Raw genomic sequence first — 14,508 nt, 5'->3', positions numbered from 1 at the left:
GAGTTCCTTCCGGCGCGTCGTCGCGGCGCTGGGCATCGCGCTTGCCGCCGCCGGATGCGCGCGTCTTGCGGCCGTCGATTCGAATGCGTTATGGAAGATCGTGGATATGCGCTGCGTGCCTTCGCAACAGGCGACCGGCACGCCCGGTCAATGCACGTTGGTGGATCTCGACAAACGCTATGCAATCCTGAAGGATATCGTCGGCCGCTCGCAGTATCTGCTGATCCCGACAGACCGTGTCAGCGGCATTGAAAGTCCGCTCGTGCTCGCGCCACATGCGCCGAGCTATTGGGCCGACGCGTGGGCCTCACGCGACTACGTGAATCGCTCGGTCAAGCGGACGCTGCGCGACGATCAGTTGGGGCTCGAAATCAACTCCCAATTCCGCCGAACGCAAAACCAGTTGCATATTCATATTGACTGCATGCGCCGCGATATCAGCGACGCGCTCGCGCGCCACGCGAAAGATGCGCCCGGCGAATGGCATTGGGACACGCTCGACGGCAGCCGTTACCGGATCATGCGAATCACCGCGCTGAGCGGCACGAGCGATCCGTTTCGTCTTGTTTCGCGCGACAACCGTAACGCCGACGCAATGGCGATGCAAACCATCCTTGTGACCGGTGCGGGACCATCGGCCGACAAAGACGGCTGGCTGGTCGTGAATAGCGGCCTCGACGCGGACAATGGCAGCGGGTCCGCCGAAGGTCTTCTCGATCACTCATGCCACGTCGCCGACGCTTCATAGCAGCAACCAGGTCTCGACACGCGCTGCGTCAGAAGCGACCGCGTCATTGAAGATTGGCCGCGGGTTCGAGAGGACATCTCGTGCATGCGCATAGGCATCGGCGGTCCCTGTGGCGGAACAGCTCCGGCAAGGCCATAGACGGAGCGCTGTTACAGCACTTCCCGCACGCCGAGCATGCAAGCGAGAACGCGCTCACCATGGCCGGCGCACCGAGTCCTGATAGCGCGTCAGAATGAAATGCGCGACATCGTTCGAGTGATAAGCCGACACCAGTTGCGCGACCCACGGCTCGCCCCGCTCGGCCTCGCGCACCGCCAGCACGCCGGCGTACGGTGAACGGGCGTCTTCGATGCCGATGCTGTCGCGTGCCGGATAAAGTCCCGCCCGTTGCGCGCTCCCGCTGTCCATCACGACGATCGTCGCCGCGTTCAACGCCGCGACGAGCCGCTTGCGCGGCAGCGCACGCAGCGTCAGATTCAGGCGGTTGCCGGTCACATCCCGCAACGTCGCGTGAAGGCCGGCGCGGTCGTCGAAGCTTAGCAGTGTGTAGTTTTGCAGCAGGACCAGCGCGCGCGCCATGCCTTCTGGGTCGTCAGGAATGACGATGCTCGCGCCTCGCCGGATTTGCGCGAGGCTCTTCAGCTGGCGCGAATAGAGCGCCATTGGCAGCGTGACCGTCGTCGCCGCTTCATAAAGCGGGTAGCCGTGTTTTCTGCGCGACGCTTCAAAACTCGGGCCGTCTTCGAAACTCGCGGCGTCGATTCGATGCGCGGCAAGCGCCGCGTCGATCTGCGCGCCGCTATCGAACGTCACCACCTCGATATCGAGTCCGCGAGCGGTTGCGACGCGCCGCACTTCGTCCATGATTTCGGCATGCGTGCCGCGCGTGACGCCGACTTTCACAGCCGACTGCGCGACATGCGCGAAAACTGCTGCTCCCCACATAGCCGCCGCGCCAATCAATGAAGCGCTAATCGCTGCGTTCATAAGGCGTCGCAGTTTCATCCTTTGATGTCCCGCAAGATGGTCCTGAAACCGATATGCGATGCCGGCAGATCCGCTTCCTGCTGCTCGCGCGACGACGCGCGGTAGCGCACGCAGTAATCTCGCGAGCACAGGAAGGAGCCGCCCTTGATGACCATCGGCGTGTCGTGTCTGCGCGTGGGCGGTGCGATTGCCGCGGTATCGCCATTCGTATGCGACTGATGCTCGCCCGTGTAGATGTCTTTGGTCCACTCCCATGCATTGCCGATCATGTCGTACAGCTTGAACCCGTTGGCCGCATAACAGCCGACGGGCGACAGACCCGCATGCTTGTCCTCGTTGGTATTGAGAACGGGGAACACGCCTTGCCAGTAATTCGCGGCGGGCTTGCCATGCGCATCGCGCGGTGCCGTGTCGAGGTCCACGCCCTCCTGCCCGGCCTTCGCCGCCTATTCCCATTCAGCTTCTGTCGGCAAGTCGCGGCCGAGCCAGCGCGCATACGCGAACGCATCGGCTTGCGTGACGAGCGTCACCGGTTGGCTCATTTGCCCGTCGATGCTGCTGCGCTCGCCCGTCGGATGCCGCCATGACGCGCCCTTGACCCAGGTCCACCACGCAAGGTCCCGCGCATTCATTTCTTCCCGCGTCGGAGAGTGGAAGACGGCCGCGCCGCCCTGCTTTTCGGCGTCGGTGACATAGCCGGTCGCGTGGACGAACGCGGCGAATTGCGCATTCGTCACATCGGTCTGATCGATCCAGAAACCGCCGACGCGCGTGCGGCCGTCGCCCGCCGGCCGCTCGTTTTCATAACCGCGTGTGCTGCCGAGCACGAAGGTGCCGCCGTGAAGATGCACCATGCCGGCCTTCGGGTCGTCGCGCCAGCCTGCGGGCAAACCGGCGTAGCGCTCGCACTGCGCTTCCGAGCCGAGCGGCGCGAACGGGCGCGTGCGGTTCAGATCGTCGAAGCCGGCCGTTCGTGCGGGCCACGCCGCGACCGCGAAAGCCGCGCAGAAAACGGCGGCGAACAGGCCGCCAAACCCGGCAAGCGTTCTTGCTCTGATGCTCATGACAGTGGCAAGCCCGCTCAGTAGTAGCCGCGCGGCCGCAAGGGTTCGACGCCGCCGACAGCGGACATGTATGCGTTCCACTGCTGCACGAGTCCGTCGATGATTGACGGATTCTGCGCCGCCACGTCCGTGGTCTCGCCCCTGTCCGACGTCATGTCGTACAGCTGCCAGTGGCCATCGACGGGCCCGAGCGGCGGCTCGGTCCACAACGCCTTCCATTTGCCGTCAGCGCTGCGCAGATAGCCGCGGCCGTATGCTTCATCGCCGAACGACGCGGTATGCACGTCGGCGTTCGACTGGTCATTCAGAAGCGCCAGCAACGATTGCCCGGTAACCGGATACACATAGCGATTGTTGTAGACCACCTTGCCCTTGTTCTGATCGACACCTGTCAGCGAGTTGATCAGCGACGGCGCCGGCTGCGTCGGGGGCGTGACGCCCGCGACGGCGAGGAACGTGGCCGTGTTGTCGGTGACATGCGTGAATACACGCAAGGTCGGTTTTTGCGTGGTCTGGCCGGGCAAATGCACGATCAACGGCGTGGATACGCCGCCCTCGCCGGAATAGCCCTTGGTCAGGCGGAACGGCGCCGCACTGACTTCGGCCCAGCGCAAGCCGTACTGCAAGCGCTTCGCGTTCTGCAGCCCGTTGTCGGTGCCGAGCGTCGAATAGACCGGCTCCGCCGCGGTCGCCGTATCGGTCGCCGTCGGGTCCGCGCCGGAGTCGATCGGCCAGCCTTCGGCCCCGTTGTCCGACTGGAACATGATGAACGTGTTGTCGTACTCGCCGATGTCCTTCAGATGCTGGATCAAAAGGCCGATGTTGTGATCGAGGTTGTCGACCATACCGGCATAGATCTCCATGTAGCGCGCCTGTGCTTTCTTTTCATCGGCTGACAAATTGGCCCACGACTTGTTCACATTGCCAGGACCGTAGTCGCTATAACCTTGCGCGGCGCTATGTACGGCGCTGACGTATTTCGCGTTGACGGTGCCGTTGCCGGCGGTTGCGGGCGTAGCCGCCAGCGTTTCGGGAGCGCCCGCATACGGGTTGAAATCGGCGGGAATGATGCCGAGCGCCTTTTGCCGCGCGATGCGTGCCGCCCGGACCACGTCGTAGCCGGCGCCGTATTTGCCGGCATACTTGTGCAGGTACGGTTCAGGCACCTGCAACGGCCAATGCGGCGACGTGTACGCCGCATACGCAAAAAACGGCTTGCCGTCGCTCCTGTTCGAATCGATGTACGAGATCAGTCTTTGTGTATAGAAATCGGTCGAATAGAACACAGCCGGACTGCCGCCCGCGCCGCCCGGTTGTCCCGGTTGACCGGGCTGAACGTACTGCCCGTCTTCGGTATAGTTTTTCGAGCCGGCGGGCTCGTGTGCGAAGTGATTCGTCGCCGCGCCGCCGAGCAGCGCATAACTATGCTCGAAGCCCCATTGGTCCGGCGTCTGTCCACTGCCCGTCGCGCTGCCCACAATGCCCGAGCCGATATGCCACTTGCCCGCCATGTACGTGTGATAGCCGGCGTCCTTGAGCAGTTGTGCGACCGACAACGCGCGGTCGTTCAGATAGCCTTCGTAGCCGGGCAGACCTTTGCGTTCGTCGGTCGGCACACCCATCGTGCCTTCGCCGACCAGGTGGTGGTCGGTGCCGGAAATCAGCATCGCTCGCGTGATCGCGCAGACGGTGCCTGTGTGATGGTTCGTCAGGATGCGCCCGGATTGCACGAGCGCATCGAGATTCGGCGTGTCGATGTCGCCGCCGAACGCGTGAATATCCGAGTAGCCCAGATCGTCCGCCATGATGTACAGAATGTTCGGGCGTTTCGCGGCCACCGGTGTGGCAGCCGGCGGTGTTGGAGAAACCCCGCCGGAACACGATGCAAGCGCAACCACACTGGCGACCGCGGCACCGAGTGCCCGCAGCCTGAGAATGGTTGGGAACGCCGCCGGATGCGATCTCGAACTTTTCATCGTTGTATTGGCCGTGGTTGTCTGAGCGCGAGATGGTAGCAACCGGTAATTCGCCGTCCAACCAAGGTTTGGTGAGAAGCGAGAGAAGTTCTGTGCTAAAGGGTCGCTGTGTTTGCGGCTGTGTGTTTGCGGCTGTGTGTTTGCGGCTGTGCTGTTTGCGGCTGTGGCGTATCAGTGGTACGTAGTCGTGGACGACTGTAGCTTCGTCAGCACGCCGCGTCTGAACGCGAACCAGCCTTGCGAACCTTGCATCACGACTTCGTCTCCTTGCCAGAACACGCGCTTGACCGTCATGCGCGCGCCAACGCGCTGCACAAGTGGAGGACGGTGGCGGAAGTCGTATAGCACCGGGCCCGAAGCGGTCTGCACGAGCGTGCGTCTGACCGCGTCATTTGCGTTGCCCACGTCGTCGAAATGCGTGAGCGTGTTGGCGCCGAAGCGATCGAACACTTCGTTGTCGAGCATCGCCGTGAAATCATGCCCTGCGTGCACGAATTGCAGTTTGCCCAAGGGCGTATCGAGCGGGCCCGACTCGTTGCTTTGCGCATGAACGCAAGTGGCGAAAGAGGTGGCTGCGAGCGCAGCAACTAGTAGTCGTCTCATGTTGCCTTTGTCCAGAGTGCCAGCAATCATAGGTCGGCCCAAATAGCCAACCGCGCTATCACCGCTGCGGATGTTCAAGAAAGAAGCGCAGCATTTCCGCGCTCGCGTCGGGACCCGCTGGATCCGTATAGCTGCCCCGCGCATTGCCGCCGGCCCATGCGTGCGGGGCGCCGTGAATGGTCCACAGTTCTGCGTCGATACCGTCCGCTGAAACGAGCCGCGAGACGGTACAGGCACGTCCGCCGGCATCGGCCCGACGCTGTTCGCCGTCCTCATGCGGCCGCGCGGAGAAACCGTCGACGAGTTGCGCGGCATTGCGGATGCTCACCGTGGCGTCGGCGTCACCGTGAAAGACGATCACAGGCCGCTTCGGTAACGAGGCGGTATCGTGCGTGGGGCGCCGTGCCCGTACCGGACGCTTGCCGCCTTTCATCGCTGCGAGCGCGGACGGAAGATCGTGCGCGCATCGTGCCGGAAGACCTGAATGCACGCCGGCCGCCGCATAGAGTTCGGGATATGCGGCAATCATGATCGCCGCCATTGCGCCACCGGCCGAGAGTCCCGCGACGTACACGCGTGCGGGATCGACGTTCTGCTCTGCGATGATTTCGCGAGTGATGCCGGCGATCAACGACGGCTCGCCGCGTTCGCAATGCTGGTCGCCAGGCTTGAACCAGTTCCAGCATTTCGACGGATTCGCCTGCTGCGGCTGCTCCGGATAAGCGACCAGAAATCGATGCCGCTCGGCAAGCGCGTTCATCTGTGTGCCCGCGGCGAAATCGTCGGCGTTCTGTGTGCAGCCGTGCAGCATTACGATCAACGGAAGCGGCTCGCCTTCGCTTGCCGCCGGCACGTACAGCCGATATTGCCGGCGACCGGCGGCGTTCGAATACGTGTGCGTGCTGAAGTGTCCGCGGTCCTGAATATCACCGCGGGCTTCTCGCGCATTGAACGTCTCCGCGTGCTTTGTCGCCGGCCGCTCGAAAGGAACGGTGAACGCTTCCGGCATGGAATGCGAGGACGCTGTGCCATGCATAGAGCCATCGGCGTTGCCGCCCAGCGCACGTTGTATTGCTTCAGTAGCTTCGGCGGGGCCACGGGTGCGCAGCAAGGTCATTGCTTCGCGCATCGAGGTCAAAAAACCTTCATCGAGTTTCATCGTGTTTGTCCGGTAAATGGGTTAAGTGTCGTGCGTCGGCCAGTTAGCGGATTCTGCTGGCGAGCGCCGTCTTGACAGCAGCGGATGCGTGAAACGCTCCGAGCACCACAACGCTGTCAATGGTTGCGAGCGCGAGTTCCGGGGTGACGTCGGCAGCAATGCTGGCCAGTCCGAGCACCTGGATCGTGAGACGCTGATTCGCGGCACGAACCGCCTCCAGATCCTCTCGCGAGAAATGCTGTAGCCCGAGCACAAGCGCGCGGCGGCTCACAGTCTCCTGAACAACCTGTGCGTGCAGCGCAAGCTGGTTGCGGATAGCGGTGCGGATCAAATCGGTCCGGTTCGAATAGAAGCCTTCCTGCACCAGCAGGTCGATTTGCCCCAGGTCAACCGGGCCGAGGTTGATAGTGATTTTTTCCGACTCGCCGCCTTTCGGGCGACTTGCGGCGTTCGCTACAGGGTTTTCCATTTTTCCATCCGCTCACCATCCAATGGGATGGTTATAGGCTTATTTGCAGTGCGGTGCAACATGAAATTTTGGGGCCATTACGTATGTGAGCTGTTAGGAGCGGTGCGATGGCGGAGTTTGAGGAGCGAACCCGTCAGCATCCAGCTTGCGCAGCGGGCGTTTTCGACTCGGTTTATCAGACACCCGTACTGCGCCCGTTCGAAGCGCTCGCGCAACGACGCCTCCCCGTTCGCACGCACCATTCCCGGAAGCGTGCGTGCCCGGTCGAAACAAGAGAGGTTTTCTCGTGCAAAAAGCCATTGCAGGGCAAGGTCGCCCTCGTTACAGGAGGCTCGTGCGGCCTCGGTGCGGAAGTTCGACAGGCGGCATGCCGGTCGCGGTGTGCGGGCTGCGTCGGTGATGCCAGGCAATAGTCTCAGTGATCTCCCACGTCATTTCTCGCAGGAAGAGTTGCAGGGGCTCTTCGAGACCGTGGGCAACGCTCGCGCCGAAGCGGGCCTGCCTCCTGCGGAGCTCAAGGAAATTGCGCAGGCAGCGGCTACGTCGGTGTGGGCGGCAGTCGTGGCTGATCAAGCCGGGATCGGCGGGCAGTACCTGGAAGATTGCGCAGTCGCGCCGGTCAACGATACGCCCAATCCATTTGCCGATGGCGTAAGGTCGTATGCACTCGACGCCGACAAGGCCGAGCAGCTTTGGGCGAAAAGCGAGGCATTGATAGACGCCGTGTTTTGGTGATCCCAAGCATTTGATCTGTTTCGTCGCTGCCATCACGTAGAACGCGCAACCACCCGCCGCGACTGACATGATCGACTGACGCGACATGCACGAGCAACTGCGCCTTGAGTGTGTCGGCGTTGCCGCGCAAGTCGTGTCGGCGCTGGGCGCCGCCACGGACACGCCCTATTAGCTGCCACACACTCGCACCCGGCCAGATCAAAGCAGCGTGCACTGTTCAATCTCCCCCGCCACGCCAAGATTTTCGTAGATCAGGAAGGAGACGCCATGGAAAGCTTTGGTACCGGCACTCGCTTCGGTGGCTCGATCGCCAAGCTCTATGGCAGTCATCTTGTTCCGCTGATCTTCGAGCCCTACGCTGCGGATCTCGCGAGGAGAGTGGCTGCGCAGCAACCGTCACGCGTGCTGGAGACTGCACAGGCTATCCAAAAACCCGAGCCCACGCAGCCCGGATGCGCCGCCCGCGATCTTCGAAGAGATATGAGCCGGCCAGCGCGAATAGACCCGAAATGATACCCGTCAACACGTGCTCGACGACCGGGATGCGGTAGTGACTCGTATGCGAATAGGCATCGCCTAACGCAGTCAGGCAGCCGACGACCAGTGCATTGCCGTATCGGTGCGCATAGAGCTTCCTCGCCGGTGTGAAAGTCAGCAGTACGGCCAGCACGCCGGTGAACAGTCCCGTCTGCAGTGCAATCGCCCAATGCCCAAGGCTGAACAGATTGCCCCAACTTCCGGGCATGCACGTCATGCATGCGCTGGTCGGCTGCCAGAAACGCCGGGCAAAGAGCCTGATTCGGTGCTTCCATTCGACTACCATGATGTGTTTCCGATCGATGCCCCGTCGTGGACGCCAGCTGCGTATCATCGGCACTCTCTTCACACGTTTGGTCCCGCCGATTCGCCGGTTGAGCAGCAGGCCCGCGTACTCCTCGTGGCGAACCGCTTGCCTGCCGCCGAACTCACACATTAACGAAAATACGGTCGAAAGAATATGCCGGGAGGCGTGGGTTCGGTGGCGCGCGCGTGTTCATCACATAACGATATGCGCTGTACGACCGGTTCACTGACGCGTTGCGCGCCTGTGCGCTTTTCGACCGTTCCGCCGCCGCGCCCCGTCACCCGCCGCCTACTCCGACTAATCGGACTGCTCTGCCTGCTCCGACTAATCCGACTACTGGCTCAATCCAAGCATCTCGTGCACCGAATCACGATAGGTCCGCAACGGCCGCCCCAGCATCTTCGTGAGGACATTCACTGCATCGTCAACGGGACGCATGCCATGGCTCTGGATGCCGGCCATCATCAGGCGCATGTCGTAGGCCAGCCAGTCCGGCCCATCATACGCCGCCAGTTGCTGCTCGAAACCATCCAGGTCGTCGCCTGCGTAGCGGATTTCGCGCTGAAGCGCTTCGCTCCAGATGCGAGCGACGGACTCGCCGGTCAACGCTTCCGGTCCGACCACGTCGAGCGTGCGGCCGGGCAATGCATTGGGTGCCCGGTGCCGTGCCAACAGTTCGGCCGCTGCAACGTCGGCAATGTCCCGCACGTCGACCATGTTCGCGCCAGCCTGGCCGATAGGCATCGGATAAATGCCGTAGCTCTCGACGACGGATTTGATCCGTTCGTCGTTCTGGATGAAGTAGGCCGGCCGCAGGATGGTCGCAGGCATCTCGAGGCTTTCGATCATCCGCTCGACGGTGTGCTTGCCTGTGAAGTGAGGCACGTTGGTATAGAGGTCGGCGTGGATCACGGACAGATAGACGATGCGCTCGATACCCGCATCTCGCGCCAGATTCAACGTGACCAGTGCCTGGGTGACTTCATCCGGGATGACCGCGTTGAGCAGAAACAGCGTGCGCACCGAAGACAAGGCCGCGCGCGTCGAGTTCGCACTGCTCATGTCCCCGACTACTTCCGTCACGCCCGAGGGAAGCGCCGTTTTACCCGGCGCTCGAACCAGCGCTTTCACTTCGACGCCACTGGAAGCGAAGCGCTGGACGATCTGCATACCTACGGTGCCCGATGCACCGGTAACAAGAATGCTCATGGTTTGCTCCATTTTTGGAAAGTCGATTTAGAGGAAGAAGTTCGCAACGGTCTTGCCGACCTGCGGCTGGGTCCGATTGCGTTCGATCGCCGTGGGCAGTTCGTCGAAGCGCACGACGGCGTCGACCTTGGACTGCAAGCGTCCGTGCGCCACGTCGTCGGCGATCTCTTGCAGCCGCGCGGCGTCTGGCGTGTTCACGAACCACAAGCCGCGACGCCCGGCAGGGGCGCTCGCCAGAATGTCCGGCGAGGCGGTGCTGACGACGACGCCATCTGCGGAAAGCACAGACCACGAGCGGGTCAGCACGTCGCCACCAACGTAGTCGAGAACGAGGTCTATGCTGCTTACCGAGGCTTCGAACTTCTGCTGGTCGTAGGCGATTACGTGGTCCGCGCCGAGACTGCGGACATAGTCGGCGTGACTGCCGAGTGCGGTGGCAAACACCTCGGCGCCGGCCTGATGCGCGTACTGCACCGCGAATCCGCCCAGACCGCCGGCCGCGCCCTGGATCAGGATGCGCTGTCCGGCACGTATCGGTCCGGCGAAGTGAAGGCTTTGCCATGCAGCCACAGCTGCGACGGGCAACGCTGCCGCCTCCACGAAACTCATCGAGCCGGGCACCGTGGCGAGGTTGGCCGCGCTCACCGCCACGAGATCGGCGTAGGCGCCCAGTGCGCCTGGCGCACCCATCACGCGGTCGCCTTTGCGCAACCGGGTGACCCCGGGCCCAACCGCTTCCACGACGCCGGCCAGTTCGATGCCGAGAACGGTCGGCAACTGCAGCGGAAAGGCGTCCCTCACGTAACCCTCCCGGACCTTCCAATCCAGTCCATTGACACCGGCGGCATGCACACGGACGAGAACCTGGCCAGCTCCTGCCAACGGTGCGGCGACGGAAGAAATCGTGACGGCGTCGGAGCCGCCGTACTCGGTAAGCAGCACTGCACGAACGTTGTTCATAAGAAACTCCTTTGAGCGTTTGGTTGGGTACGCCCCCACAATAAGGAGTTTCACAATCAAAACAACGACTCTAAAATGGAGACGTTCCGTTTCATTAATGAGACACCATGGATTTGAACGCCCTTGACGACTTTCAACTGGTGGCCGCTCACGGAGGTTTTGGGAAAGCGAGCCGCGCGAGCGGCCGGTCCAAAGCCACCCTGTCGCGCCGCGTCGCCGATCTCGAAGAAGCGTTGGGCGTTCGGCTCATCGAGCGGGGCACTCATCGCCTGGAACTGACCGAAGCCGGCCAACTGCTGCTGACCCGAACCGAAGGACCGATGCACGAAGTGGCCGAAGCGGTTGCGGCGGCACGAGACGGGCTTGCCACGCCGCGAGGCCGTCTGCGTGTCGCGGCACCGCTCCTGTTTTCCCAGTTGGCGCTGGGGCGGCTCGCCGCCCAGTTCCTCGCGAGCTATCCCGAAGTGCAGCTCGAAGTGGTCGCGGACGATCGCCCCGTCGATCTCGTCGACGAGCATTTCGACGTCGCCATCCGCATTAACCCGCGCAGCGACAGCACATTGGTCGGCCGGTGCTTCGCCAGGGACCGGCTGATACTTGCCGCCGCACCATCGGTTCAAATGCCGCAAGGGCGCGGCGATAAGCCTGTCCCGGTTCCGGCCGTCGTCATGCCGAGCTATCGCGACGGAGATGTATGGTCTGTCCGCGATGGTGAGTTCACTATCGAACCGCAACCTGTTCTACGCTTGTCTTCGCTGTTGATGGTCCGCGACGCCATTGCTGCCGGCGCAGGGGCGGCGATGCTGCCGGAGTCGATCATCGGCGGTCTGCTTGAGAACGGCGAACTGGTGACATGGGGCATCGCGGGCAACGACGTTGAACTCTGGGTACTGCACACGTCCCGTCGTTTGCAAAGCCCCAAAGTGCGGGCCTTCGTGGAGTTCATGTGCAGCCAGTATCCAGACGGATCGTTCACCATTCCGGCACGGTGAATTTGCCCGGGCCGTTATCCCATCGCAGTTTGGCCGGATTTTGGCCGCCCTTACCCGTCGCGGCGAAAATGCAATCCTGAACAAATTGGTTCGGGCGCGGCGCATGGCTCGGTAGGATCGCTTCAAACATGCATCCGACCGATTCAGCCGATGGCGATCTACCTCGACGACAAGCAGCGCAAAGCCATCGCAGGCCTGGCAACGAGTTGGACATGGCGCACGCAATGGCCGACGTGGCTACTGATCGTCGCGATCTACGGCGGCTGGTTCGGCGTTGCAACCCATGCGCGCGTGCTCGGCCTGCCGCTGACCGCGGCGCTGCTCGCGTTCTTCAGCGCGTGGTACATGTCGTTGCAACACGAACTGCTCCACGGCCACCCTACAAGCTCACCGCGCTTGAATGCATTGCTTGGCTTCGCGCCGCTAGCCGTGTGGTTTCCGTACCGCGTCTACCGCGAGTCGCATCTTCAGCATCACGACGACGCGCACTTGACGCAGCCCGGGCGCGATCCGGAAAGCTATTTCGTCGATGCTCGTGTGTGGGAACGCGCCGGTTGGGCGATGCGCGCGCTGCTCACGTGGCGCAATACGTTTGTGGGCCGTCTGGTGGTGGGACCGGCGTTTGCGATTGCGGCGACCGGCGTCGATGCATTGCGTAAAGTGAAGCTCGGCGACTGGCGTGACCTGCCCGCCTGGCTCGCGCACTTCATCGCATTGGCCGCGCTCACCGCGTGGCTGCAATACGTGTGCTCTATCCCGGCGTGGGTATTCATCGTCGGCGTGGGGTATGGGTCGATGTCGCTCGGCTCGATTCGTTCATTCCGCGAGCATCGCGCCGCAGACGATTGCGAGCATCGCACGGTTGTGAATGAGGCGGCCCTGTTCTGGCGGCTGCTCTTTTTGAATAACAATTTTCATCTGGTTCATCATGACCTGCCGCACGTGCCGTGGTTCGCGCTGAAGACAGTCTATCAAGCGTCCCGCGAGCAATACATCGAGCGATCCGGAGGTTTTCTGGTCGCCGGTTATGGCGAATGGCTCAGGCTCTACGCGTTCGCGCCGGCCGAGAACCCGGTGCATGACGGACCGCGCCGCTTCGAGCCCGTATCGACGGAAGCTGAACTCACGTAGGCAACGCGCGGTTCGTCAACGCGCGGCGCGAGCAATTTGAAAGCTGCTAGGGGTCAACTCGCGCGCAGACCGCTGCCCACGAAAATCCGGTCCAACACCCGCTTTTACCAGGCAGGACGAAAAAACGGCTGCGCAGGCAACAAGGCATCAACATCGCCAAGGGTCTGTATAAGCGGCGGCGCCGGCACCATTTCTTTCAGGGCGCGATTTCCTCGAGACTTCGTTCGCGCGTCTCGGTCATCTTCAATGCACAGATCGCGCCGACCACCGCTACCACCGCGAACATGACGAAGACCGAGCCGATACCCTTCTTGTGCAGAAGCAATCCGGCAAGCGAAGGACCGACTGCGGACGCAAGCCGCAGCCATGACGTGGCGAGCCCCGTGCTGGTCGCGCGCATTCTGGTCGGATACACCTCGGGCGTGTACAGGTACAGCACCGCGGCAATCGAACCGATCAATCCATAACTCAGCGTGCCGAGCACCATGGCGCTCCACACGTCGTGCGCGGCAAAGAGTCCGAGGCATGCAAACAGAACTGCGGCTAGACAGAAAGCGGACACCGTCCAGTTTCGGCGCCCTACGCGATCGATCACATAAGCGCAGACAAGCAGTAGCGCCACCTGCGCGACGTTAGTCATCGACGCAGCGCGTAGCGCCGTTTGCAGCGGCAGGTGATAAACGGATCGATACAGCGTCGGCAGCCAGTTGTTCAGACTGTTCGCGATGAAAAACGCAGTGGCCCACAACACCCACACGACGAGCGTACGGCCGCGATAGAACGGTGACAGCAGTTCGCGCCAGCCCGCGCGCGCATTCACCACGCCTTTGTTGGGCTGCTGGTGCCGGCCGGGTTCGATGCGGCGGTCGGTGCTCGCTTCCATGTCCTGCACGACGATTTCCGCTTCGCTCAAGCGCCCTTTCGAAATTAGCCAGCGCGGCGATTCGGGCAGACGTGCGATAAGCAGCGCGACGACAAGGCCGGGCACCGCACCGATCCAGAACATGATCTTCCAGCCGATGACAGGCACGAGCCACGCGCCGATCTGTCCGGTCGCCATCAAACCGACCGGAAAGATCAACTCATACAGCAGAAAGTATTTGCCGCGACCATGCGCGTTGGAAAGCTCGCTGATATAGGTCGCCGCGACCGGCATCTCGCCGCCCACGCCAATTCCCTGAATGAATCTGCACACGAGCAGCATCGCGAAACTGCCGCTTAGCGCACAGCCCATGCTCATCACCGACATGATCGCAATGGCGATGGTCGCGCTGCGAATCCGCCCGCGCCGCTCCGCATACCAGCCGAACGTAAGCGCTCCGATGAACTGTCCCACGTAGCTCGCGCCGATCAGCACGCCGATTTCAAGGGGCTCGATATGCCACAAGCCGATCAGCACCGGAAGCACGAACGCGATCGAAAGAGCGTCGAATGCGTCGAAAAACGTCGCGCTGCCGACGATGATCCGCGCCTTCGTATGCCAGCGCGAAAACGGCACGCTCTCTATGCGACGAATGAGCGCCGCGCTTGCGGCATCCACTGCCGCATCCACGGCTACCGTTTGCGTTTCGTCGCATCTCACCGCACCCTGCAGCGCATTGCCTTCCTGCATCGTCGTCTCCAGTTGCGAG

15 protein-coding genes and 1 pseudogene are annotated in these 14,508 nt (G+C 62.4%); 4 read left to right on the top strand and 12 right to left on the bottom strand.

Going from position 1 to position 14,508, the window contains the following annotated elements:
* Positions 1-28: 28 nt before the first annotated feature.
* On the top strand, positions 29-748 hold the full coding sequence (locus RW095_RS19155; RefSeq protein ID WP_317019896.1) for a CDP-diacylglycerol diphosphatase: 720 nt from the start codon (positions 29-31) through the stop codon (positions 746-748).
* 192 nt (positions 749-940) lie between these two features.
* Here the strand turns inward: RW095_RS19155 and RW095_RS19150 are convergent, their stop codons facing one another.
* The 6 genes and pseudogenes from RW095_RS19150 to RW095_RS19125 form a co-directional block, all read right to left on the bottom strand.
* Positions 941-1,753, bottom strand: a complete 813-nt coding sequence (locus RW095_RS19150) for a MetQ/NlpA family lipoprotein (RefSeq protein WP_394365099.1) — start codon at positions 1,751-1,753, stop codon at positions 941-943.
* A pseudogene (locus RW095_RS19145) lies at positions 1,750-2,799 on the bottom strand (SUMF1/EgtB/PvdO family nonheme iron enzyme). Before RW095_RS19145 ends, RW095_RS19150 begins: the two are co-directional and overlap by 4 nt.
* Before the next feature lie 17 nt (positions 2,800-2,816).
* Complete coding sequence (locus RW095_RS19140) at positions 2,817-4,775, bottom strand: arylsulfatase (protein WP_317017646.1); 1,959 nt, start codon at positions 4,773-4,775, stop codon at positions 2,817-2,819.
* Between the two features lie 171 nt (positions 4,776-4,946).
* The gene (locus tag RW095_RS19135) at positions 4,947-5,378 is read right to left on the bottom strand and encodes a hypothetical protein (protein ID WP_317017645.1); all 432 of its coding nucleotides are present in this window, start codon (positions 5,376-5,378) and stop codon (positions 4,947-4,949) included.
* 58 nt (positions 5,379-5,436) lie between these two features.
* Positions 5,437-6,537 carry an extracellular catalytic domain type 1 short-chain-length polyhydroxyalkanoate depolymerase gene (locus RW095_RS19130; protein WP_317017643.1) on the bottom strand — a complete coding sequence of 367 codons (1,101 nt, stop codon included), beginning with the start codon at positions 6,535-6,537 and terminating at the stop codon, positions 5,437-5,439.
* A 43-nt stretch (positions 6,538-6,580) separates the two neighbouring features.
* Entirely contained in the window at positions 6,581-7,006 is a 426-nt protein-coding gene (locus tag RW095_RS19125; protein WP_317017641.1) for a CopG family transcriptional regulator, read from the bottom strand.
* Positions 7,007-7,405: 399 nt separating this feature from the next.
* Here RW095_RS19125 and RW095_RS19120 point away from each other — a divergent pair, with 399 nt between their 5' ends.
* Positions 7,406-7,741, top strand: a complete 336-nt coding sequence (locus RW095_RS19120) for an SDR family NAD(P)-dependent oxidoreductase (RefSeq protein WP_317017639.1) — start codon at positions 7,406-7,408, stop codon at positions 7,739-7,741.
* 198 nt (positions 7,742-7,939) lie between these two features.
* Here RW095_RS19120 and RW095_RS41505 read toward each other — a convergent pair whose 3' ends face one another.
* The 4 genes from RW095_RS41505 to RW095_RS19100 form a co-directional block, all read right to left on the bottom strand.
* The gene (locus RW095_RS41505) at positions 7,940-8,134 is read right to left on the bottom strand and encodes a hypothetical protein (protein WP_394365098.1); all 195 of its coding nucleotides are present in this window, start codon (positions 8,132-8,134) and stop codon (positions 7,940-7,942) included.
* Between the two features lie 28 nt (positions 8,135-8,162).
* Positions 8,163-8,564 carry a hypothetical protein gene (locus RW095_RS19110; RefSeq protein WP_317017638.1) on the bottom strand — a complete coding sequence of 134 codons (402 nt, stop codon included), beginning with the start codon at positions 8,562-8,564 and terminating at the stop codon, positions 8,163-8,165.
* A gap of 354 nt (positions 8,565-8,918) precedes the next feature.
* Positions 8,919-9,794 (bottom strand): SDR family oxidoreductase, encoded by an 876-nt coding sequence (locus tag RW095_RS19105; protein ID WP_317017636.1) that lies wholly within the window; start codon positions 9,792-9,794, stop codon positions 8,919-8,921.
* Positions 9,795-9,821: 27 nt separating this feature from the next.
* Positions 9,822-10,754 carry an NADP-dependent oxidoreductase gene (locus tag RW095_RS19100; RefSeq protein WP_317017635.1) on the bottom strand — a complete coding sequence of 311 codons (933 nt, stop codon included), beginning with the start codon at positions 10,752-10,754 and terminating at the stop codon, positions 9,822-9,824.
* A 107-nt stretch (positions 10,755-10,861) separates the two neighbouring features.
* Here RW095_RS19100 and RW095_RS19095 point away from each other — a divergent pair, with 107 nt between their 5' ends.
* Positions 10,862-11,746 (top strand): LysR family transcriptional regulator, encoded by an 885-nt coding sequence (locus RW095_RS19095; protein ID WP_317017633.1) that lies wholly within the window; start codon positions 10,862-10,864, stop codon positions 11,744-11,746.
* Here the strand turns inward: RW095_RS19095 and RW095_RS19090 are convergent.
* Positions 11,727-11,876 (bottom strand): hypothetical protein, encoded by a 150-nt coding sequence (locus tag RW095_RS19090; RefSeq protein ID WP_317017631.1) that lies wholly within the window; start codon positions 11,874-11,876, stop codon positions 11,727-11,729. The two genes, RW095_RS19095 and RW095_RS19090, sit on opposite strands and share 20 nt — an antisense overlap.
* 20 nt (positions 11,877-11,896) lie before the next feature.
* On the opposite strand from RW095_RS19090, the gene RW095_RS19085 reads away from it, so the two are divergent.
* On the top strand, positions 11,897-12,877 hold the full coding sequence (locus RW095_RS19085; RefSeq protein WP_317017630.1) for a fatty acid desaturase: 981 nt from the start codon (positions 11,897-11,899) through the stop codon (positions 12,875-12,877).
* A 196-nt stretch (positions 12,878-13,073) separates the two neighbouring features.
* Here the strand turns inward: RW095_RS19085 and RW095_RS19080 are convergent, their stop codons facing one another.
* On the bottom strand, positions 13,074-14,489 hold the full coding sequence (locus RW095_RS19080; protein WP_317017628.1) for an MFS transporter: 1,416 nt from the start codon (positions 14,487-14,489) through the stop codon (positions 13,074-13,076).
* Positions 14,490-14,508: the final 19 nt, after the last annotated feature.

Source organism: Paraburkholderia kirstenboschensis (genome assembly GCF_032806925.1).
Classification (GTDB): Bacteria; Pseudomonadota; Gammaproteobacteria; order Burkholderiales; family Burkholderiaceae; genus Paraburkholderia; species Paraburkholderia kirstenboschensis.
This window is presented reverse-complemented; position numbering and strand designations above follow the sequence as displayed.

Coding starts and splice junctions, on each gene's coding strand:
- RW095_RS19150 (WP_394365099.1), bottom strand. CDS start 1,753: ATGAAACTGCGACGCCTTATGAACGCAGCGATTAGCGCTTCATTGATT.
- RW095_RS19140 (WP_317017646.1), bottom strand. CDS start 4,775: ATGAAAAGTTCGAGATCGCATCCGGCGGCGTTCCCAACCATTCTCAGG.
- RW095_RS19135 (WP_317017645.1), bottom strand. CDS start 5,378: ATGAGACGACTACTAGTTGCTGCGCTCGCAGCCACCTCTTTCGCCACT.
- RW095_RS19130 (WP_317017643.1), bottom strand. CDS start 6,537: ATGAAACTCGATGAAGGTTTTTTGACCTCGATGCGCGAAGCAATGACC.
- RW095_RS19125 (WP_317017641.1), bottom strand. CDS start 7,006: ATGGAAAACCCTGTAGCGAACGCCGCAAGTCGCCCGAAAGGCGGCGAG.
- RW095_RS19120 (WP_317017639.1), top strand. CDS start 7,406: ATGCCAGGCAATAGTCTCAGTGATCTCCCACGTCATTTCTCGCAGGAA.
- RW095_RS19110 (WP_317017638.1), bottom strand. CDS start 8,564: ATGGTAGTCGAATGGAAGCACCGAATCAGGCTCTTTGCCCGGCGTTTC.
- RW095_RS19105 (WP_317017636.1), bottom strand. CDS start 9,794: ATGAGCATTCTTGTTACCGGTGCATCGGGCACCGTAGGTATGCAGATC.
- RW095_RS19100 (WP_317017635.1), bottom strand. CDS start 10,754: ATGAACAACGTTCGTGCAGTGCTGCTTACCGAGTACGGCGGCTCCGAC.
- RW095_RS19095 (WP_317017633.1), top strand. CDS start 10,862: ATGGATTTGAACGCCCTTGACGACTTTCAACTGGTGGCCGCTCACGGA.
- RW095_RS19090 (WP_317017631.1), bottom strand. CDS start 11,876: ATGTTTGAAGCGATCCTACCGAGCCATGCGCCGCGCCCGAACCAATTT.
- RW095_RS19085 (WP_317017630.1), top strand. CDS start 11,897: ATGGCGATCTACCTCGACGACAAGCAGCGCAAAGCCATCGCAGGCCTG.
- RW095_RS19080 (WP_317017628.1), bottom strand. CDS start 14,489: ATGCAGGAAGGCAATGCGCTGCAGGGTGCGGTGAGATGCGACGAAACG.